The organism is Mycobacterium kubicae (assembly GCF_015689175.1).
Taxonomy (GTDB): Bacteria; Actinomycetota; Actinomycetes; order Mycobacteriales; family Mycobacteriaceae; genus Mycobacterium; species Mycobacterium kubicae.
The window spans coordinates 4,687,805-4,706,871 of the sequence record NZ_CP065047.1; the positions used below are offsets into that span (position 1 = coordinate 4,687,805).

Genomic DNA, 19,067 nt, shown 5'->3' on the forward strand with positions numbered 1-19,067 from the left:
GTCATCCGGCTCCGTAGAGCAGCCCGCGAATCGACATCAGGAGCAGGGTGAAGACCTGCCGGGCGGCCAGGAAGCGGATGAGCGCGGCGAACAGGTTGATCGCGGCGACCATGATGATCAGGGTCAGCGCCGCGCCCCAGACCCGTAGGAACCCGGCGTGTTCGGGATTTGTGAGTTCGGTGTAGATCAGCAGCGGCAGGGAAGCCATGTTGCCGTTGAAGATGTCGGTGTTGATGGAGCGGCTGTAGCCGACCAGCACCAGAACGGGCGCGGTTTCGCCGATGATGCGCGCGACCGACAGCAGCACGCCGGAGACGATGCCCGGCGTCGCGATCGGTACGACGATGCGCACGATGGTCTTCCACTTCGGCACACCCAATGCGTAACTGGCTTCCCGCAGTTCGTCGGGCACCAGCCTGAGCATCTCCTCGGTGGAACGCACGACGACCGGCAACATCAGCAGCACCAACGCCAACGAGACGGCGAACGCGCTCTGCTGGAATCCCAACGTGGCGATCCACAGGCTGAAGATGAACAGCGCCGCGACGATCGACGGCACGCCCGCGAGCACGTCGACCATGAAGGTGGTCGTGCGCGCCAACCGGCTGGCTCCGTATTCGACGAGGTACACCGCGGTCATCAAGCCCAGCGGCACCGCAATGACCGCGGACACCCCGGCCTGCACCAAAGTGCCGTAGAGCGCGTGATAGATGCCGCCGGCGAATTCCTCGGGCAGAACACCGCGCAGCGAGTGCGTCCACCAGTCCAGCCGCGTCACGGCATACCACCCGCGCGCGATCACCACCCCCAGCAACCAGAAGAGCGGCACCAGCGCCACGGCGAACGAGGCAAAGAAAAACGTTGTGGCAGCACCGTTTTTGATGCGCCGCCACGGGCTCAGGGTGCGAAACACCGCCGCCTTCACCGGCTGATCCAGCGCGTCGGCGCCCAGCGGGCTCAGTTGCTGACTCATCCGTTGACTTTCCCGCCGGCGATGGCGCGCGCGGCGGCATTGACCACGAACGTCAGGACGAACAACGCGAACCCGGCCGAGATGTAGGCCCCGGTGGGCAAGGGTTCACTGAATTCGGATGCCGCCGAGGCGATCTTGGACGCGAAGGTGTAGCCGCCGTCGAACAGTGACCAGTTCCCCGGCTTGGCCGCCGAACGCAGAATGATCAGCACCGCAACGGTTTCCCCCAGGGCGCGGCCCAAACCGAGCATCGAGGCCGCGACGACACCGCTGCGGCCGAACGGCAGCACGGTCATGCGCACTACCTCCCATTTGGTGGCGCCGAGCGCCTGCGCCGCTTCTATCTGCATCAGCGGGGTCTGGCGGAACACTTCCCGGGACACCGAGGAGATGATCGGCAGAATCATCACGGCCAGCACGATGCCGGCGGTGAATATCGTGCCGCCACCGGCCAACGACACGTTGCCCTGCTTGAACAGAAACAACCAGGACAGGTTGCGGTTGAGGGCCTGGGCCAACGGCTCGAGTTGCGGCGCCAGTACGAAGATTCCCCACAACCCGTAGATGATCGACGGCACCGCGGCAAGCAGGTCCACCATCGCGCCGAACGGACGCGACAACCTCTTCGGCGCGTATTGGGTGATGAAGATCGCGATCCCGACCGCGATGGGCACCGCCACGACCAGGGCGCTGACCGAGCTGAGCACCGTGACCATGAACAAATCCCGGATACCGAACGACAGCTTCTCGTCGTCGGCGGTATTGAAGTCAGCGCTGGTGAAGAAGTTCGCGTGGTTGGCACGCAGTGACGGAATGGCGCGGATCAACAGGAAAACGGCGATCAGCACGATCGCGACGACCATCGTCGAACCGGCGGCAGAAGCCAGCAGCTTGAACAACCGGTCCCCTCGACGCGCTGCGCGCGCGTCGACCGCCACTAGCTCAGGTGTTGCTAGCGGGGCTTTGACCACGTCGACCTCAGATCAGGCGATGGCGTTGACCGCGGTCGACAACCTCGACTTGAAGGAGTCCGGGATGGGGATGTAGCCGTTGTCTGCCAATCCGTTTTGACCGCCGCCAATCGTTGACTGCAGGAACGCCTTCACCGCGGTGCCGACCTGCGCATCGGGATACTTCGAACAGACGATCTCGTAGGTTGCCAGGACAATCGGGTACGAGCCGGCCTGAGCCGGGCGGTAGAACGACACGGTGTCGAGCACCAGGTCGTTGCCTTGACCCGAAATGGTGGCTCCCGCAATGGTCTTGCCCACCGAGTCGGCACTGATCGCGACCGCATCCGGGCCCGCCGACGTGACGATCTTGGCCATGTTCAGCTTTTGCCCTTGCGCGAACGACCACTCGTTGTAGGTGATCGAGCCTTCGGTGTTCTTGATGGCCGCCGACGTGCCGTCGTTGCCCTTCGCGCCCTCGCCGACACCGCCCTTGAACGCCTTGCCCGCGCCCTTGCCCCAAGCACCGTCGGACGCCGCGTCCAGGTAGCGCTGGAAGTTGTCGGTGGTCCCCGATTCGTCGCTGCGGAAGACGACGTGGATGGGCGTCGCGGGCAGGTTCGCGCCCGCGTTGAGCCCCTGGATCGCCGGATCGTTCCAGGTCGTGATGGCGCCGTTGAAGATCTTTGCCAGAGTCGGACCGTCCAGATTCAGCGAGGTGACGCCGGCGATGTTGTAGGTGACGGCGATCGGTCCGAACACCACCGGCAGGTTCCACGCCGGCGCCCCGCCGCAGCGCTGCTGGGCGGCGCCGGCCTCAGCCTGACTGAGCGGTGAGTCCGAGCCGCCGAAATCTGTTTGATTGCCGTTGAATTCGCTGATGCCGGCGCCGGATCCGTTGCCGGTGTAGTTCAGCGTTTGCCCGGGGCACGCCTGCTCGAACGCCTTGACGAAGCGGGTCATCGCGTTCGCCTGCGCGGTCGACCCACTGGCTTTGAGCGTCTTCTTGCCGCCGCAACTGACGTTGCCAGAGGACTGCCCGCTCGACGCGCCGCCCCCACTTGCGTTGTTGTCACTGCCACACGCGGACAAAACCATTGCGCTAGAAGCCAGAACTCCCAGCGCGGCGCCAAATCGGTTGAGTTTCAATTCAGTTCCTAACGGTAGAGATGAAACACCGTTGCCGCCACTCGTAAGCCGCGGCCCCGCAGATCCCGTCGCTTTCTTCCCAGCCCTTCGGCTACATTAACAACAAGTAACCTCCGATGAAACAGTTGCTGCTACCGTGGTCGGCCCATGTCGCCCGGTCATTTCCTGCGACTGCCGAGAATTGAAACAGATCTTGGCGACCACACCTAGAGGCACCTGGTGCTGACTTGATGAACTCGGCGGGTCGGTTACATTTCCGCGCCTGTGTGCGAAACTAGAACCTGTTACAGAAATGCCCGCCTTCCGAGACGGCGCGGTTCGTCGCGGTCTCGCCCGATAACTGAAACGAGACCGACGTGATCCTCGACAGGTTCCGCCTCGACGACAAGGTCGCCGTCATCACCGGCGGTGGTCGCGGCCTGGGCGCCGCCATCGCTTTGGCTTTTGCCGAGGCAGGTGCGGATGTCGTCATCGCTTCGCGCACGCAGGCTCAGCTCGAAGAGGTCGCCGAGCAGGTGCGCGCGACCGGCCGTCGCGCCCATGTCATCGCCGCCGACCTCGCACATCCGGAGTCGACTGCGGAGCTCGCCGGTCAAGCCGTCGCAGCGTTCGGCAAACTAGACATCGTCGTGAACAACGTCGGCGGCACCATGCCGAACACGTTGTTGACCACCTCGACCAAGGACCTCAAAGACGCGTTCACCTTCAATGTCGCCACCGCGCATGCGCTGACCGTGGCGGCGGTGCCGTTGATGCTCGAGCACTCCGGCGGCGGCAGCATCATCAACATCACCTCCACCATGGGCCGGCTTGCCGGGCGTGGTTTCGCCGCCTACGGCACCGCCAAGGCGGCGCTGTCTCACTACACCCGGTTGACCGCGTTGGACCTGTGTCCCCGCGTCCGGGTCAACGCCATCGCACCGGGTTCGATCCTGACTTCCGCGCTCGACGTGGTGGCCTCCAACGACGACCTGCGCGCGCCGATGGAAAAGGCCACGCCGCTGCGCCGCCTGGGAGATCCCGTCGACATCGCCGCTGCCGCAGTCTATTTGGCGTCACCCGCCGGAAGTTTCCTGACCGGCAAGACTTTGGAGGTCGACGGCGGCCTCACCTTCCCGAATCTGGACATACCCGTCCCCGATCTGTGAGGAGCCAGCCATGGCCATACCCGTCGTGCAACTCGGCACCGGCAACGTGGGCATCCACTCGCTGCGGGCGCTGATCACCAACCCCGACTTCGAACTCACCGGCGTGTGGGTGTCCTCGGCGGCCAAGGCGGGCAAGGACGCCGCCGAACTGGCTGGTCTCAGCGACGCCACCGGGGTTTTGGCCAGCACCGATCTGGATGCCGTCCTGGCGAGCGGGCCGCAGTGCGCGGTCTACAACGCGATGGCCGACAATCGGCTGCCTGAAGCGCTGGAGGACTACCGCCGCGTACTGGCCGCCGGGGTCAATGTGGTCGGCAGTGGCCCGGTCTTTCTGCAGTATCCGTGGCAGGTGGTACCCGAGGAGCTGATCAAGCCACTGGAAGAGGCTGCGCGCGAAGGTAACTCGAGCTTGTACGTCAGCGGCATCGACCCCGGCTTCGCCAATGATCTGCTGCCGTTGGCGTTGGCGGGCACGTGTCAGAGCATCGAGCAGCTGCGCTGCATGGAGATCGTCGACTACGCGACCTACGACAGCGCCGTGGTCATGTTCGACGTGATGGGCTTCGGCAAGCCGATGGACGATGTGCCGATGTTGCTGCAGCCCGGTGTGTTGAGCCTGGCCTGGGGATCGGTGGTCCGCCAACTGGCTGCGGGCCTGGGCATCGCGCTGGACAAGGTCACCGAGAACTTCGTGCGGGTGCCGGCGCCCGAGGCGTTCGACATCGCGTCGGGTCACATCCCCGAGGGCAGTGCCGCCGCCCTACGGTTCGAGGTGCAAGGGTTGGTCGACGGTCGGCCCGCAGTGGTGTTGGAGCACGTCACCCGGCTGCGCGAGGACCTGTGTCCGGACTGGCCGCAGCCGGCCCAGCCGGGAGGTTCCTACCGGGTCGAAGTCACCGGTGAACCCTCCTACGCGATGGACATCTGCCTGAGCAGTCGGCGCGGCGATCACAACCACGCCGGTCTGGTCGCCACCGCGATGCGCGTCGTCAACGCGATTCCGGCCGTGGTCGCCGCCGAACCGGGTATCCGGACGACGCTCGAGCTACCGCTGGTCACCGGCCGAGGGCTCTACCGCGCCGGTTAGTACGCGCATGTGTCGGTATCTGTGCGAATTGTGACCGCCGTGCAGTACCCGATCGGAGCTACCGCGTCCCAGACTTGAGTCATGGCGAAGCGACGAGTGCTGATCACAGGAGCATCCAAGGGCATCGGCCGTGCGGTGGCCGATCGGCTGGCCGCCGAAGGTCATGAACCGATCGGACTGGCGCGCAGCGCGCCGCACGATTTCCCGGGACCGTTCTATCCGGTGGACCTGGCCGACCGGGCGGCAACCGCCGAGACGCTCGCCGCGATTGCCGAGGCCGGCCCCGTGGACGCGGTGGTCAACAACGTCGGTTTCGCCCGGTTCGGCCGGATCGGTTCGATCGACCTCGACGACCTGTTCCTCACCTACGACATGAATGTGCGCACCGCCGTGCAGGTGGTGCAAGCGGTGTTGCCGGGCATGGTCGCCGCCGGGTGGGGCCGGATCGTGAACCTCAGTAGCCTGACCACCCTGGGCACCGCCGAACGCACCCCGTACGCCGCCGCCAAGGCCGCGCTCGAGACATGTACGCGCATCTGGGCCGGTGAACTGGCGTCCACGGGGGTGACCGTCAACGCCGTCGCGCCGGGACCGATCGAGACCGAGATGTACCGGGAGCGCAGCCCGGCCGGATCCGAACGTGAAGCTCGCATGCTGACGGCCATACCGATGCGTCGGGTCGGCACTCCAGCGGAGATCGCCCACGTCATCTGCTCGCTGTTGCACGAAGACGCCGGTTACCTGACCGGTCAGATCGTGCGAGTCGACGGCGGAGGAAGCATCAGCGCCGCGTAGATGGGTTAACGATCCACATTCGGGTACTTGTCTCGCCGGTGGCCGCGGCCGGAAGGTTTCGGTTACCCTCACTTTTCGATTCGACTACTCGGATAGAGGTTGGGACTCGTTTGGCGCAGGACACTGAAGTCGCTCGCAGCGCGAGCTGGTATCTGCTGGGCCCTGCCTTCGTGGCGGCGATCGCCTACGTCGACCCCGGCAACGTCGCGGCCAACGTCAGCTCCGGCACCCAATTCGGCTACCTGCTGCTGTGGGTCATTGTCGCGGCCAACGTGATGGCCGGTCTGGTGCAATACCTGTCGGCCAAGCTGGGCCTGGTGACCGGCAACTCGCTGCCCGAAGCCATCGGCCAACGAATGGGCCGGCCGGCCCGGCTCGCCTATTGGGCGCAGGCCGAAATCGTCGCCATGTCAACCGATGTCGCAGAGGTGATCGGCGGCGCCATCGCATTACGGATCCTGTTTCACCTGCCGCTGCCGGTCGGCGGCCTCATCACCGGCGCGGTGTCGATGCTGCTGTTGTCGGTGCAGGATCGGCGCGGCCAGCGCCTCTTCGAACGCGTCATCACCGGCTTGCTGCTGGTGATCGCCGTCGGCTTCACCGCCAGTTTCTTTGTCGCAACGCCGCCCCCGGATGCCGTCCTGGGTGGCCTCGTCCCGCGCTTCGAGGGCAGCGAAAGCATCTTGCTGGCCGCGGCGATCCTGGGGGCCACCGTCATGCCGCACGCGGTGTACCTGCATTCCGGCCTCGCCCGCGACCGCCACGGACAGCCTGCGCCGGGGCCACAGCGCCGGCGCCTGCTGCACATCACCCGCTGGGATGTCGGCCTGGCCATGGTGCTGGCCGGCGGGGTGAACGCCGCGATGCTGCTGGTCGCCGCGTTGCACATGCGGGGCCGCGGGGACGTCGCAACGATCGATGGCGCTTATGCCGCCGTGCACGACACCTTGGGCGCCACCATCGCGATCATGTTCGCCATCGGCTTGCTGGCCTCCGGTCTGGCGTCCTCGTCGGTGGGCGCCTATGCCGGCGCCATGATCATGTCGGGTCTGCTGCACTGGTCGGTGCCGATGGTGGTGCGCCGCCTGGTCACGCTGATCCCAGCCATCTCGCTGCTGGCTTTGGGGTTCGACCCCACCCGCACGTTGGTCCTCTCCCAAGTGGTGCTGTCCTTCGGAATACCGTTTGCGGTACTGCCGCTGGTCCGGCTCACGAGCAACCGGGAAGTGATGGGCAGCGACACCAACCACCGCGCCACCACCGCGATCGGTTGGGTGGTCGCGGTGATGATCAGCCTGCTCAATGCGGTGCTGATCTATCTGACCGTCGCCGGCTAGGCTGGCGCGCCGCTGAGCCGGTACGGCAGGATGGCAGTGTCGTCGTTGGTCGAGGTGCGCGGGGAGTCAGCTTGCTGCAGATCAATTCGCGCCGGCGCGCCTAGATGCCGGCGCGTCGGCACGCCTACTTCGCGTATGGGTCCAACCTGTGTGCGCAGCAGATGGCCAAGCGCTGTCCCGACGCCGGTGATCCGCGTCCGGCGGTGCTGCCCGATCACGACTGGCTGATCAATCAGCGCGGTGTGGCAACTGTCGAGCCGTTTGCCGGCAGCCAGGTGCACGGAGTGCTCTGGCAACTTTCCGAGCACGACCTGACCAAGCTGGACAGCGCCGAAGGGGTGCCGGTGCGCTACCGGCGCGACCGACTCACCGTCCGCACCGCCGACGGCCCGTTGCCGGCGTGGGTGTACATCGACCACCGAGTGACGCCCGGGCCGCCCCGCCCCAACTATCTGACGCGCGTCATCGACGGGGCGCTTGAGCATGGGCTACCGAAACCGTGGATCGACTTCCTGCACCGCTGGGACCCCGCGCGCTGGCCGGGTCAGCCGTCGCCGCCGACGACGGAGCAAGGGCCGCAATCACTTTCGGCGCTGCTGCAGGAACCTGGGGTAGTCGAGGAGTGCCAGTTACGTTCCCGCTTCGGGTTTCTGGCCATCCATGGCGGCGGGCTGGAACAGATGACCGACGTCATCGCCCGGTGCGCCGCCGATTCCGCGGATGCCAGCGTGTACCTGCTGCGTCATCCCGACCGCTACCCTCATCACCTGCCGTCGGCACGTTTCGATCCCGCGGAATCGCCGCGGCTCGCGGAGTTTCTCGATCACGTCGACGTGGTCGTCTCGCTGCACGGGTACGGCCGAATTGGACGCAGCACCCAGTTGTTGGCCGGAGGCCGCAATCGCGCGCTGGCCACCCACCTGGCCCGACACATCCAGGTGCCCGGCTACCAGGTGGTCACCGATCTCGAAGCCATCCCACCAGAGCTGCGCGGTCTGCATCCCGACAACCCGGTGAATCGCGCGCGGGGCGGTGGCGCCCAGTTGGAACTGTCGGTTCGGGTCAGGGGGCTCAGCCCGCGCAGCCCGTTGCCCGGAGCCGATGGGTTGTCGCCCGTCACTGCTGATTTGGTGCGGGGACTAGCCGATGCGGCCCGGGCGTGGCACTTGTCGTCAAGGTAACTAAACGGAGGTCATTGGTGGTCAGGGATTTTCGCTTCAGTTTGAGCGTGCGCTTCTTCAAGTCGCGCGAGGCGTTGGTGGAGATTGCGAAGCGGGCAGATGGACTGGGCTTCGACATCCTCTGTGTGCCCGACCATTTGGGCGCGGCGGCGCCGTTTCCGACCCTGACCGCGGTCGCCATGGTCACCGAAAAGCTCCGGTTGAGCATGTATGTGCTCAACGCCGCCTTCTACAAGCCGGCGCTGCTCAGCCGTGACATCGGAGCGCTGGAGCTGCTCAGCGAGGAGCGCCTCGAGGTCGGCTTGGGAACCGGTTATGTCCGAGAGGAGTTCGAAGCCGCCGAACTGCCCTACCCCAGCGCCGGCGCGCGGGTCGATTACCTCGAACACATGACGACTTACCTCAAAGAGCATCATCCGCGGCTGCCGCTGATGATCGCCGGCAACGGCGACCGGGTGTTGACCTTGGCCGCCCGGCACGCCGACACCGTCGGCCTGACCGGCGCCCGGGTTCGCGACGTCGAAGATCCGCTGGCCGAGCGCATCGACTTTGTCCGGAACGCCGCGGGCGACCGGTTCGACGCGCTCGAACTCGACATGGTGATCACTGCGGTGCCACGGCCCGGGGAGAGCCTGCCGAACTTGTCGTTGACCCGCCGCAACGCCCCCGACCTGTCCGACGAGGAACTGCTGGCCATGCCGTCGGTGCTCAGCGGGTCACCTAGCGAGATGGCCGACAAGCTGGCGGGATTCCGGGAAAAGTACGGAGTCACCCACTTCACGGTGCAGGACAACCACATCGACAACTTCGCGAACGTGATCGCCGAACTGCGTTAAGCCCTAGCCCCGGTAAGCTCAGCCCGTCCGCCCTCGTAGCTCAGGGGATAGAGCACGGCTCTCCTAAAGCCGGTGTCGCAGGTTCGAATCCTGCCGGGGGCACCACTTGAACAGGTAAAACGAGTTTCTGTGCAAGATGCGTGCAACTGATCCTCGTTATGGCACCGACGAAGTCGAGTGGGTCTCGGTTTCGCCAACGCTTTCGTTTCTGATGCGCAACACGCTGTGGTGCCCCAAGGGGGTGGTACGCGCCGCCGCCAGGGGTCGCGTGGACAAGGAAAGCGGTGATGCGTTCACAGCTGGCCGAGCTCCTCCAGCAACTCCTCGGCGGTCACCGCTCCGTACATGAACTCGGACCCGTCGAGAGATTGCGTGCCGGGAATGAACGCATCCATGAGGTACACGCGAGGCCTGAACCCCCTCTTGGCGTCTCCCTCAAGCAGCCCAAGGGAAGTAAGCTTCCCGGTGTCATGGGACAGGGCGCGATCGCCTACGCCCGCGTACATTTCCGCCAGTTCTGGTGTCAACCGGCGAAGTCTCGCACGCGGCGTCCAGGCGTCCTCCGGCAGGCTCAACAGTAACGTTCGTCGCCGCTTCGACGTTTCACCCTGCGACTGGTTCTGGAACACCTCATGGACATAGTTGACCCATGCCACTCGGCGCTGTTCCCATTGCACAAGTGCGATTTGCTCCCGAAGTTGATCGACGAACCCTTCGGCCGCGTACTCGATGAACCCGACGACGTCACCGTGGCGCGACGCCGCGTCAAGCTTCGCGTAATACTTTGTGCGCGTGCGGTTGTAATGATCTGACAATAGGCTGCTCGACACCCAGGGGACCAACCCCGAATGCGCGAGGATCGCGCATTCGAGTGCACGCGCGGTCCGACCATTGCCGTCGCCGAACGGGTGAATCCACGCGATGTACAGGTGGCCGAGCACCGCCGCGTAGAACGCCTGGAAGAATCGCTTGTCCGCGTCGAGCTTCCGGTCGTACACGTGCATAAGCATCTCGTTGACCCAAACGCACAGCTTCTCAACTAGGTACGGAACATCCTCGGGGGGCGCCGCCCGATAGACGCTGCCGACCAGCAACGGGCGCGTCGTGTATTCGCCGGGTATGACATGGTCTTCGTCCGGGATGCCCTGCAGGATCTCGCGGTTTTGCGCCCTCAACCACGAAGGGGTCAACTGCCACCCCTGCGAGTTGCGCGCTTCGACGTCGATGCGCTGCAAGACCCGCTCCATGTTCTCGACTTCACGTTGGAGATATTCCTGCGACGGCGGCAGCTTCTTGCGGTCCGCCAAGATTTCGGCGACCTCGGTCTCGGTCAAGGTGTTGCCTTCGATTGCGGTGGTCGCCGAGACGCCCTTGATGAGATAGACCCGTGCAAGCTCAGCAGCCAGCGCCGGCTGCAGCGGTGTGCCCGTCAGGTGCTGGCATTTGGAGAACGCCTCGCCCAGTCTGACGCTTAGAACGTTGAACTGGCCGCCGCGAAAATCGAAGCTGATCCAAGGATGACTTTCCTGATATTTACGTGTCTCCACCAGCCAAATCTATAATCTTGGCCCATATTTGTCCACGTTGACGCCGGCGTTTGCGCCGAGGTTCGCGCCGAGCGTAGTGTCGTCAGGGACGCCCTGCGTCGGCCGCCCTCGCGCGGTGCACAGGAAAGGAAGTTTGTCGAATGGATACGCCGACGTCGGCGGCGCGCGACGCGCTGTTGAACTCAATCGCAGAGTCCGCAGAGGGCACAAAGATGCCGCGCGGCTTGGCACAGCTGGCCTACGCGTACGCGTGCGTAGTGTCGCCGGGATCCGCGGGCGAAGTCCCGTCAGACGAGGGAAGTAGGTGAACGTGACTGCATCGTCTGCCCAATGGTCGGTGGCGGTCCGCGAGCCGAACGATCGCGGCAACGTTGCCGCGGGCTACATCGTGGTGGTGCTCGAACAGGACTCCGAGGCGAATGCCCGCAACACCTACGCCGACTGCAAGCGGGTCGCGCCCAGCCTGGACTATCAATCTGTCGAGTTGCGGTGCGGCGACACGGTCGTCGAACGCTGGCCTGATGGGATGCGGTGATCAATATGGAGGGCATTCAATTGTTTGGTCGCGGCAGCCTGATGGATTTCAGCAATCTCCTCTCCACTGCTCTCGACGCAACCGCGCGGAATGTTGCAGAGCGCCTTCGAAACTGGAATGCCGACAGCCTTTTGGATACGCCGGCGGAAACGGTCATCGCCCAGCTCGTCGAGGAGGGCTCGGTCCGGTGCCCACGTCTGCTCACCGATCAGGCGTGGCAGCAACCCGATGCACGTGAGGTCGACAAGCAGATAATCGAGTTCGGAGAACCGGTCACCCGCCGTGTGAAACGACTCGTGCTCGTGGTTCCCTTTGAGGGTGAAATGGACGTGTTCACCCTCCGGGCTGACACGTCATCTACGAATCCGCCTCGGGTGCTGAGGTTAGATCCTCAGGAGCTGCATCTTGCCGTCGACGACCCACCCAGTGACGGCGCTGCGGTACGGGCGATGTTCGAGGAGCAGATCGCCAATATCGAAAGGTACCTCGGCTGGTCGCGCCAACAGATCGACGCGCACAACAAACGCATTCGTGACCAGGTGCCGAGGATGGTGGAGGTACGCCGGGAGGAAATGCGCGCTACGCGGAGGCTCCAGGCTGACACAGGTTATCCGACCAGCCGCCCCACCGGCAGCGACACCTAACCCATCGCACCTGCCGGTTGCCGGGAAACGAAAACGCCACACCGGGGCTAGGGGGACGCCTGGATATCGACGCTAGGGACACCGGCCCAAGCCGGTCATGTCGGTGAACTGGCCGGGACTGCCCTCCACGACGCAGCCGACGCCGTGGCTTTCGAGCAACTCGACCAGATCAGCGGCCGGCGTGCCGGGCAGCAACACTGCAAGCTCGGCGCCCTTCACGTAGCGGCCGTAGTCCAGGACCTGCCCGAGCGCTAGTCGTACGCTCATCCGCTCAGCAATGCCCTTCGCCTCATACAGCACGCCGTCGGTGATGTCGGCGGTGTCGGTGAACAGGACACCGGTAGGTGTCGTGATCTTGTAGCGCTTCACTTCTCGGCCATGCGATTTCAGATACTCCCGGAAGCGTGCGGTGAGCGCGGCCTCCTTCTGCACCGCGGTACCACTGGCAGTGCGCTCGAACTCGGTGCGCTCAGCTTTTATGTCCGCCTCCGGGACGGCGTCGACCGACACCGCCTCGACAGTCGATGCTGCGACAAATCCTCCGATCACGCTGAGCTGCCCGACGTCGCGAAGAACCTGCCCGACCGGCCGAAGCCGAAAGACAAACACATCGCGGGGCAGGCCGTCCCTGCCTGGCGCCTTCTTCGTGACGTGCCCGGTATCGGCGTCGATCTCAAACTCTCCGACATAACGGTGGACCCGAGTGCCGGTACCCGGTTTATTTCCTACCGCGACCAACAGCCTCAGCGCCCGGTTCTGCTCCTTGTGGTCAACTATGGCCTTATTGCCGCTTACGAGCCGCTGATCGCCGTTGGCACCCTCACCCGTGTAAAAGAACAGCTCACGGTTGGCGTCCCAACCGTCGAAGTCATAGCCGGACTCGCCGGCCTTGTCGTGATCGGAGTAGATGACGACGTCTTCGGTCAACGGAACGATGCCGCGGTATCTGTGATCGCCGCCGCACCTTGCGGAAATTTCTTCTCGGGTGTTGTCCTCGCCGGGAGCAATCGTCCACGTCGTTGAAGCCATGGGCGTGATCGTAGGCCGGCCGCTTGCCGTCATACGGCGGCCGACACGCCGTGCCGACGGTTTTCAGCTCCGGAGAGCGACGAGAAACCTGCGCCGGGATTGCAAGTTTAGATTGGCACAATCGCACCTCCGAAGCTGTTGCTGCTCAACCGTTTTGGTATTGCCGAACGTCGTGTTCGGGGTATTCTTCACAAATATTCGGAGAAAAATGCGATAGATAAATCGGACGCGATCGTCCCGGGCGGCGCTGCCCTTCCAAAAAAAGCGGGGCCGTGCTGGTCAGCGGACACCGAGCACGCGCCCGTAGTGCTGCGAGTGCTCGATGGGCAGGGCGGCGACAGTCATGCGCTCGATGAAGTCAGCCTCGGCGCGGCGGCGGGCCTCCGCGGCTGCCGCGGTAATCGTGGGCGACGAGGCGGTCCGGGCCTCGACGACCTGGGGGGCCGGCCGCGGATGCGGCAGCGGGTCGCCGGCGCGGTGAAAGCACGCGGCGCAGCGGCCGTCGTATCCGCCAAAACCGCAGACCGGGCACGGCGGCAAGGCGTGGGTGCGGCTGCGTTCATCGCGAGCTCGACTTTCGACGGCAGCCAATTCGGTGGCGACCCGTTCGGCTCGGCGCCGGGCGACGACGAGCTCGCTCCACCATGACCACGGTCCCGGTGCGGCATAGAGGCTGACAGTGTGGTGCATGGGTTTAGTCCTTTCGTGAGGTGCGGGGTCGGGGCGGCGGGCTGATGCGGTAGCCGACGGACTCGCCCCGCAGGTAGCCGTCCATTCGGGCGCTTGCGGCGGCGAGGCGTTCGTCGTTGACCCGCGCGCCGAACAAAAAGTCGACCGCTTGGGCGCCGGCACCGACTTCGCCGTTGGCGCGCATTTCTGCGTGGCGGGCGTCGATAGCGTGGCGGCGCGCGCGGGCGGCGGCGACCGGCGCGCCGAGCCGGGTGGCGAGGTCGCGGCGGCGTTGCTGGTCGGCTTCGATTGCGGCAGCTCGCTGCTCGATCAGTTTCCGGCACACGGAGGCGTGCACGACGCGCAGTCCGGTCTCGGGGGCGATCGTCACATGATCGGCGCAGCGGGCGGCTAACACGGTTACGGGCTGGTCGAGCTCGGCCGCAAGGGTGACCAACGGAACGTTTTGAGCCGCAGTCTCTTTCATCATGTGTTTAGTCCTTCCTCTGGTGCGGTTTCTTAGGGCTGTGGCGGCCGTGCAGCCGCGAACAGGGTCGAGGTGGGGTGCAGGGCCCGCGCGCGTGCCGCGGTAACGTGCTGGCCGCCGTGATCGCGTGCGGCGTGATAGCGGCCGCAGCCCGGGAACAGGGCGCGGTGCCGGTCGGCGTCGGTGGCGCATAACTGGCAGACGACGAGAGCGCCGGGCACGTCGGGCGGCCCGAATACGACGACGGTGGCGCGGCGGCCGAACCGTCTCTGGCACGCGGCGCAGCTTAGGTGCCCGCCGGCGGAGCGGGTGGTCGGCTGAGTGATTGTCGGCGGCGGCTCAGGGATGCTGGCGGGTTCGGGCGCCGCGTGGTCGACGAGATGATCGACCGGCGGCGTGAGGTCGACCAGCTCGGCGTCCGGCTCAGGCACTGTGTCAGCGGTCGGCGCGGGGTCGAAGCGAGGCGGGGCCTTGCCGGCAGCGCACAGCGCGCAGGTGTCGCCGTCGGTCACCAGTCCTCTACGGCAGCGGCAGAGTCGGGCCAATTCACCGATCGGGCGGGCGCGTTTCTTGGCGCGCCGCCGGGCGGTCGGGCCGGGCCGGGGGCCGGCGGGTGATTTCACGGGGTCGTCTCCTGTCTATCGGTGTCGTCGGGGGCGCGGCGGTGCCAGCCGCACGCTTGTCCGGGCTGGCCGACAGGCATACGGCAGCGGCCGCCGCGCAGCGTGCGCCGGCCGCACCGGAGTGGGGCGAGCTCGACGCGGGTTTGCCAGAGCGCCGGCAGCGGGCCGGGCTGCTCGTGCGGGGCGTCGGCGCAGCCGGCGTCGAACACCGCAGCCGGGTCGCCGATACCGTCCTTCTCGGCGAGCAGCAGCAGGACCGTCCCGTCGGGGCGCACGGCGGTCACCGCGGCGTAGTCGGAAGCACCGGCGTCGCACAAACACACCGAACGGTCGTCATCGACCAGCGCCGTCGTCACGCGCGGGCTCACGGCGACCACCTCCAATTCTCATTTCTCATTCGCACTCCCTCTCGCCTCCGGGGAGAGGGAGGGAGTGAGAATTTTGAGCGCGAGTGATGAATCGGCGTGCGAATCGGGTGAGAAATTCTCATGCTGTATCGGTCTCGCTGCTGTCGAGGGTCGGCCCGAGGTAGCGGTATCGAGGTCGCTTATCCGTGCCGATGTTGACAAGCGCACTCCTGTTTATCAGTGTGTTTGCGGCTCGGTAGGCGGTCGCTTGGTTCATCCCGGACTCGACTGCGAGCTTGACGAGCTGGGACCGCGTGAGCCCTTCGATGCCGCACGATTTCTCAGCGAGATTCGCAAGCGTTTCGCACGAACCAGTGAGAGTTTCCGTGAACTTCTCATCGGCGAGTGAGAAAACGACCAGCGACTTTCGGAATTGCTCGTCAACGCCGGGCATGAGCGCTTCGGAGACGGTGTGCGGGACGAGCCGGTACTGAAATGTTTTGCCACTCGGCGCGTCCTTATGCTTCTCGACCTTGATTTCGACCCGAAATGCGTCAGGGGCGGTGAGGCGGAGGTCAGACCAGACCGCGCCGTCCCAAGCCGTCGATCCGCGCGGGGTCGAACCGTTGCGGCCGGTGTGGTGAATCCCCCAGACGGTGCAGCCGGCGGCGGCGCGTATCCGCTCGGCCGCCGCCACGGCGACGCCTTGCTCGGTGGCGCTGTTTTCTTCGAGCGCGAGGGTGCAGCGGGCGCGGGTGTCGATCACCAGCAGACCCGCGCCGACCTCGCGAGCCATCGCGACCGCATCGTCGACTTCGACGACCGCGCCGAGTTGGATCGGCATCGGCAAGATCAGCAGCCAGCCATCGACGCGGCCGGGGTCGACGCCGTGGTGTTCACACCACGCCAGGATGCGGGCACGCAACCCGGTGGCACCTTCGGCGGCGACGTAGACCACCCTCGTGCGGTCGCGGATCCGGTGACCTTCCCAACTGTTCTGCCCGGATGCCAGCGCGCAAGCGATATCGACGGCGACGAAACTCTTGTAGGTGCCGGGGCCGCCGGAGAGTTGGGCGAGGGTGTTCTGATAGAGCAGCCCGTCGACCAGGGGCCGCACCGGCGGCAGCACCGCGAGGTCGGCGACCGAGAGCAACTGAGAGCGGAACGTCGGACGGCTTGGCGTGTCCCGGCCGGCGTCGAGGCAGACGGCGGACACGTTGTTCTGGTCGGGCATGGACCGGCCGTCTTCGTCGACCCAGACAGGCTCGGGATAGTCGCGGCCGTACGGGATATCGGGAATCAGGCGGCCCTCCCGCATAGCGCCGCGGCAACGTCAGCAGGGACCAGCGGAAGCAAGCCGTGCTCGGTCAGGTGTCCGATCGCGTGGCGCCACCCTTCAAGCTGGTGAGGGGTCAGTGGCGGCCGTGAGGCGAGGACACAGCGCATCGGGTCTCGGTGGTTGTGATGCCCGCAGGGCAGCGGCTCGCACCGGGCGGCGGCGACACGTCGAGCCTGCCAGCCCCGCGCCGCGGGCGTGTATCCCTGTGGTCGGTTAGCCTCCGCCATATCCGCTGTCCTTTGTTTCGCGGCATCGGCTGGTGGATTCGATAGTGGTGGTGGCGTCCCGGGCGGTCAGTTCGGGACGCTCCGCTTTTCTCGTTGATGGCATGTATGGCAACGGTTTTCAGGCAGCGCCGCCGACGGGCCGCATCAGGGCGTCGAGGTCGTCGGCGCGAACCTTTAACAGCCGCGGCCCGACCCGAACGGCGTTGAGCCGGCCGGCGGAAATGTAGCGACGAACGCTGCGGTAAGAGACGCCAAGACGGTCGGCGGCTTCCTGAATGCCGATCAGCTCGGGGCGTGCAGCGGAGGGTTCGGTCTTTCTGGGCACGGTGGAACCTTCCGGTTCCTGAGCGGCCCTGCGGTTACCTCAGATTCGTCATTCCATGACGGGCAACAACAACCTTGTAATTCTGAACCGTAGATTACGAGTGTCCGGTTACGCAATACCGCGGCCGGTTCCGCCCCCGGTGTCGGGTCGCAGAATGCGGACCGGGCGGCCCGGTGACGCGCCCGCGAGGTCAGCGTGCAGATCGCGCACCCACGCAGTTTCGTCGACGTGAGTGCACACCAGCCGTAACCATGCGAACTCTGGCGGGTAATCGGCGAGCCAGCCGACCCAATCGGAGGTTTCCGCCGGCGCGCCCGGACCCTCCCAACCGGGCATCTCGGCCCACTCGCCCGTCAGGGCCGATCGCTCGACGTTGCGGGCCAAGCCGTAGCGGCCCGAGACACGGTTGGCGGGCGCGCGGAACTTTGGACCGTCCGGGGTTTGCCATATCTGCAACAGCAGGCAACCCTTTGCGCGGCAACGGTATTCGAGCAGCACCGCGCCCCGGTGCGGTCTGGTCATCCTGCGACCGCCAGCTTCGACAGGCGGCGCGCGATTTCGGCGTCGCGGCCCTCGCCGACGTGCTGATACCGCAACGCCATTTGCGGCGTTGTGTGCCCGAGCCGATGCATCAGCTCGGCAGTCGTCGCACCCGACTGCGCCGCGAGCACCGCGCCGACGTGCCGCAGGTCGTGCACCCGAAAGCGTGGTTTGCCAATCGCGGCGCGCGCTTTCTCCCAATGCGCCCGGTAGCGGTCAGGCCTCAAGTGAGTGCCGCCGGCGTCGGCGAAGAGCAGCGCCTCACCGCCGCGGCCGACGTGCTCGCGCAGGTGCGCCGCCAAGATGGGCCGCAGGTGCGGCGGCACGGTCACGTCGCGCGACCCGGCCGCGGTTTTCGGTTCGCCGACGGTGAATCGGCCGGCGCGGTAGGTGACGGCGCGGCGAATGTGAAGCACGCTGTGGTCGGCGCTCACGTCACGCCGGCGCAGCTCCGAGGTCTCCCCCCAGCGCAGCCCGCACCACGCGGCGAGCAGCACACTCGCGCACAGTTCGGCCGGCATCGCCGCGGCCAGGGCGTCGAGCTGGACGGGCGTGAGCACGTCGATCGAGCGGCGCCGCTTGGTCTGCATCGCCGCCCGGATACGGCACGGGTTGGCGTCGAGCAACTCGTCGGCGACCGCGGTCGCGCAGATTGCGTGCAGCAGGGCGTAGGCGTGAGCGTTGCGGGTCGGGTGCTTGGTGCCGAGCCCGGCGTGCCACTCGCGCACTCGCGCCGGCGTGAGAGCGGTCAGTTTCGCGTCGCCGAGCTCGGGCAGGATCAGCCGCTCAAGCATCGACTCGTACAGCGACTGAGTGCGGGTCCGCAGGGCGCGCTGCTCTATCCACCTGTCGGCGTAGCGGCGTAGCGTCACACCGTCGGAGCGTTCGACGGCGCCCCACGTGCCGAGGTCGATCTTGCGGCGTTCGGCGGCGAGCCAGCCCTCCGCGTCGTGCTCGCTGGCGTATGTTCGCGGCGCCTTGTGCAACTTGGCATCGGGGCCGACGTAGGCGGCCTGCCAGCGCCCTGACGGCAGTTGCCGCAGCCGCCCGAATCCCCGCCGTTTCCGCGCCATATCCCCCGCCATTCCGTGCAAGATTCATGCAACTTGAGTGTCCCAACGTGTCCGAAAGTGACTATAACTGCCGGAACGGCGGAGCGGGCTTATATGCAGGTCAAGCGGACAAATCAGCAGGTCGGCGATTCGGTCGGCCCGCAGGTTCTGTCAGGTTCGAATCCTGCCGGGGGCACTTTCCGGTGAGTATGACTTCCGCTTACGGGGTGACGGCGTGGAACTGCGC

The 19,067-nt window shown here is 65.9% G+C and carries 21 protein-coding genes and 1 tRNA gene; 9 read left to right on the plus strand and 13 right to left on the minus strand.

Annotated elements, in window-relative coordinates:
* Position 1 precedes the first annotated feature (1 nt).
* From pstA to pstS, 3 genes are read right to left on the minus strand one after another with little or no spacing between them, the layout of a single operon-like run.
* Complete coding sequence (gene pstA / locus I2456_RS21815; RefSeq protein ID WP_085072487.1) at positions 2-973, minus strand: phosphate ABC transporter permease PstA; 972 nt, start codon at positions 971-973, stop codon at positions 2-4.
* Complete coding sequence (gene pstC / locus I2456_RS21820) at positions 970-1,944, minus strand: phosphate ABC transporter permease subunit PstC (protein WP_068028788.1); 975 nt, start codon at positions 1,942-1,944, stop codon at positions 970-972. The genes pstA and pstC overlap by 4 nt, the downstream gene beginning before the upstream one ends.
* A gap of 12 nt (positions 1,945-1,956) precedes the next feature.
* A complete protein-coding gene (gene pstS / locus I2456_RS21825) occupies positions 1,957-3,072 on the minus strand; it encodes a phosphate ABC transporter substrate-binding protein PstS (protein WP_068028791.1) in 1,116 nt (371 codons plus the stop codon).
* A 356-nt stretch (positions 3,073-3,428) separates the two neighbouring features.
* Between pstS and I2456_RS21830 the strand changes: the two genes are divergently transcribed.
* The 7 genes from I2456_RS21830 (at position 3,429) to I2456_RS21860 (ending at position 9,561) form a co-directional block, all read left to right on the plus strand.
* Positions 3,429-4,220 carry an SDR family oxidoreductase gene (locus tag I2456_RS21830; RefSeq protein WP_068156031.1) on the plus strand — a complete coding sequence of 264 codons (792 nt, stop codon included), beginning with the start codon at positions 3,429-3,431 and terminating at the stop codon, positions 4,218-4,220.
* Positions 4,221-4,230: 10 nt separating this feature from the next.
* Positions 4,231-5,307: an NAD(P)H-dependent amine dehydrogenase family protein gene (locus tag I2456_RS21835; protein ID WP_068156034.1), complete on the plus strand. Its 1,077-nt coding sequence runs from the start codon at positions 4,231-4,233 to the stop codon at positions 5,305-5,307.
* 81 nt (positions 5,308-5,388) lie between these two features.
* Positions 5,389-6,102: an SDR family oxidoreductase gene (locus I2456_RS21840; RefSeq protein ID WP_085072486.1), complete on the plus strand. Its 714-nt coding sequence runs from the start codon at positions 5,389-5,391 to the stop codon at positions 6,100-6,102.
* 38 nt (positions 6,103-6,140) lie between these two features.
* Positions 6,141-7,439 (plus strand): Nramp family divalent metal transporter, encoded by a 1,299-nt coding sequence (locus I2456_RS21845; protein ID WP_371869951.1) that lies wholly within the window; start codon positions 6,141-6,143, stop codon positions 7,437-7,439.
* Between the two features lie 104 nt (positions 7,440-7,543).
* Positions 7,544-8,620 (plus strand): poly-gamma-glutamate hydrolase family protein, encoded by a 1,077-nt coding sequence (locus I2456_RS21850; RefSeq protein ID WP_085072485.1) that lies wholly within the window; start codon positions 7,544-7,546, stop codon positions 8,618-8,620.
* A 17-nt stretch (positions 8,621-8,637) separates the two neighbouring features.
* Entirely contained in the window at positions 8,638-9,456 is an 819-nt protein-coding gene (locus I2456_RS21855; RefSeq protein WP_085072484.1) for a TIGR03621 family F420-dependent LLM class oxidoreductase, read from the plus strand.
* Positions 9,457-9,485: 29 nt separating this feature from the next.
* Positions 9,486-9,561: transfer RNA gene (locus tag I2456_RS21860), tRNA-Arg, on the plus strand.
* 188 nt (positions 9,562-9,749) lie between these two features.
* On the opposite strand, the gene I2456_RS21865 is transcribed toward I2456_RS21860, so the two are convergent.
* Complete coding sequence (locus tag I2456_RS21865; RefSeq protein WP_085072483.1) at positions 9,750-11,003, minus strand: Fic family protein; 1,254 nt, start codon at positions 11,001-11,003, stop codon at positions 9,750-9,752.
* 310 nt (positions 11,004-11,313) lie between these two features.
* On the opposite strand from I2456_RS21865, the gene I2456_RS21870 reads away from it, so the two are divergent.
* On the plus strand, positions 11,314-11,538 hold the full coding sequence (locus tag I2456_RS21870; protein WP_139822955.1) for a hypothetical protein: 225 nt from the start codon (positions 11,314-11,316) through the stop codon (positions 11,536-11,538).
* A 5-nt stretch (positions 11,539-11,543) separates the two neighbouring features.
* Positions 11,544-12,182 (plus strand): hypothetical protein, encoded by a 639-nt coding sequence (locus I2456_RS21875; RefSeq protein ID WP_139822954.1) that lies wholly within the window; start codon positions 11,544-11,546, stop codon positions 12,180-12,182.
* Positions 12,183-12,254: 72 nt separating this feature from the next.
* Here I2456_RS21875 and I2456_RS21880 read toward each other — a convergent pair whose 3' ends face one another.
* From I2456_RS21880 to I2456_RS21920, 9 genes are all read right to left on the minus strand, one after another.
* Positions 12,255-13,211: an SRA domain-containing endonuclease gene (locus I2456_RS21880; protein WP_085072480.1), complete on the minus strand. Its 957-nt coding sequence runs from the start codon at positions 13,209-13,211 to the stop codon at positions 12,255-12,257.
* 279 nt (positions 13,212-13,490) lie between these two features.
* Complete coding sequence (locus tag I2456_RS21885; protein ID WP_085072479.1) at positions 13,491-13,901, minus strand: hypothetical protein; 411 nt, start codon at positions 13,899-13,901, stop codon at positions 13,491-13,493.
* Between the two features lie 4 nt (positions 13,902-13,905).
* A complete protein-coding gene (locus tag I2456_RS21890; protein WP_085072478.1) occupies positions 13,906-14,370 on the minus strand; it encodes a hypothetical protein in 465 nt (154 codons plus the stop codon).
* Between the two features lie 29 nt (positions 14,371-14,399).
* Entirely contained in the window at positions 14,400-14,990 is a 591-nt protein-coding gene (locus tag I2456_RS21895) for a hypothetical protein (protein WP_139822953.1), read from the minus strand.
* Positions 14,987-15,358: a hypothetical protein gene (locus I2456_RS21900; protein WP_241007786.1), complete on the minus strand. Its 372-nt coding sequence runs from the start codon at positions 15,356-15,358 to the stop codon at positions 14,987-14,989. Before I2456_RS21900 ends, I2456_RS21895 begins: the two co-directional genes overlap by 4 nt.
* Before the next feature lie 118 nt (positions 15,359-15,476).
* A complete protein-coding gene (locus tag I2456_RS21905) occupies positions 15,477-16,655 on the minus strand; it encodes an AAA family ATPase (RefSeq protein WP_085072476.1) in 1,179 nt (392 codons plus the stop codon).
* 366 nt (positions 16,656-17,021) lie between these two features.
* Positions 17,022-17,228: a helix-turn-helix domain-containing protein gene (locus I2456_RS21910; RefSeq protein WP_241007787.1), complete on the minus strand. Its 207-nt coding sequence runs from the start codon at positions 17,226-17,228 to the stop codon at positions 17,022-17,024.
* A gap of 108 nt (positions 17,229-17,336) precedes the next feature.
* On the minus strand, positions 17,337-17,750 hold the full coding sequence (locus tag I2456_RS21915) for a hypothetical protein (RefSeq protein WP_085072475.1): 414 nt from the start codon (positions 17,748-17,750) through the stop codon (positions 17,337-17,339).
* Positions 17,747-18,841, minus strand: a complete 1,095-nt coding sequence (locus I2456_RS21920) for a tyrosine-type recombinase/integrase (protein WP_085072474.1) — start codon at positions 18,839-18,841, stop codon at positions 17,747-17,749. The genes I2456_RS21915 and I2456_RS21920 overlap by 4 nt, the downstream gene beginning before the upstream one ends.
* Positions 18,842-19,067: the final 226 nt, after the last annotated feature.

Coding starts and splice junctions, on each gene's coding strand:
- pstA (WP_085072487.1), bottom strand. CDS start 973: ATGAGTCAGCAACTGAGCCCGCTGGGCGCCGACGCGCTGGATCAGCCG.
- I2456_RS21835 (WP_068156034.1), top strand. CDS start 4,231: ATGGCCATACCCGTCGTGCAACTCGGCACCGGCAACGTGGGCATCCAC.
- I2456_RS21840 (WP_085072486.1), top strand. CDS start 5,389: ATGGCGAAGCGACGAGTGCTGATCACAGGAGCATCCAAGGGCATCGGC.
- I2456_RS21850 (WP_085072485.1), top strand. CDS start 7,544: ATGCCGGCGCGTCGGCACGCCTACTTCGCGTATGGGTCCAACCTGTGT.
- I2456_RS21875 (WP_139822954.1), top strand. CDS start 11,544: ATGGAGGGCATTCAATTGTTTGGTCGCGGCAGCCTGATGGATTTCAGC.
- I2456_RS21880 (WP_085072480.1), bottom strand. CDS start 13,211: ATGGCTTCAACGACGTGGACGATTGCTCCCGGCGAGGACAACACCCGA.
- I2456_RS21885 (WP_085072479.1), bottom strand. CDS start 13,901: ATGCACCACACTGTCAGCCTCTATGCCGCACCGGGACCGTGGTCATGG.
- I2456_RS21890 (WP_085072478.1), bottom strand. CDS start 14,370: ATGATGAAAGAGACTGCGGCTCAAAACGTTCCGTTGGTCACCCTTGCG.
- I2456_RS21905 (WP_085072476.1), bottom strand. CDS start 16,655: ATGCGGGAGGGCCGCCTGATTCCCGATATCCCGTACGGCCGCGACTAT.
- I2456_RS21915 (WP_085072475.1), bottom strand. CDS start 17,750: ATGACCAGACCGCACCGGGGCGCGGTGCTGCTCGAATACCGTTGCCGC.
- I2456_RS21920 (WP_085072474.1), bottom strand. CDS start 18,841: ATGGCGCGGAAACGGCGGGGATTCGGGCGGCTGCGGCAACTGCCGTCA.